Here is a 698-nt window from a genome sequence, read left to right as displayed (position 1 = left end):
TCCGGGCGGCGAACGATCATGTCGATAGCCCCTTTCTCGATAAGGAACCCACTGCGCTGGAAGCCCGGCGGCAGCTTTTCACGTACCGTTTGTTCAATAACGCGCGGGCCGGCAAAGCCGATCAGCGCTTTCGGTTCAGCGATGTTCAGATCGCCCAGCATCGCAAAACTTGCCGATACGCCGCCCATGGTTGGGTCGGTCAGCACGGAGATGTACGGCAGACCGCGCTCCTGCATTTTCGCCAGCGCTGCGGAGGTTTTTGCCATCTGCATCAGCGACATCAGCGCTTCCTGCATACGGGCACCACCGGAGGCGGAGAAGCAGATCAGCGGACAGTTGTCTTCCAGCGCCTGCTCAACGGCACGCACGAAGCGCGCGCCCACTACGGAGCCCATTGAGCCGCCCATAAAGGAGAACTCAAACGCCGCCGCGACAACCGGCATCTCGTGCAGGGTGCCTTTCATCACCACCAGGGCATCTTTCTCGCCGGTCTCTTTTTGCGCAGAGGCCAGACGGTCTTTGTATTTCTTGGAGTCACGGAACTTCAGCACATCTTTCGGCTCAAGCTCGCTACCCAGTTCAACCAGAGAACCTTCATCCAGCAGGCTATGCAGGCGGTTACGCGCCGACATACGCATGTGGTGATCGCACTTCGGACAAACTTCGAGATTACGCTCCAGTTCGGCGCGGTACAGGAC

The 698-nt window shown here is 59.0% G+C and carries 1 protein-coding gene; it reads right to left on the bottom strand.

Features of this window, described 5'->3' with window-relative positions:
• A partial coding sequence (gene accD, locus C3418_RS23825) for an acetyl-CoA carboxylase, carboxyltransferase subunit beta (protein WP_103859396.1) occupies positions 1–698 on the bottom strand: 698 nt, incomplete at both ends.

Source organism: Aeromonas sp. ASNIH8 (assembly GCF_002919855.1).
Lineage (GTDB): Bacteria > Pseudomonadota > Gammaproteobacteria > Enterobacterales > Aeromonadaceae > Aeromonas > Aeromonas caviae.
The sequence above is the reverse complement of the archived record's forward strand: the minus strand, read 5'-3'. Positions and strand labels throughout refer to the sequence as shown.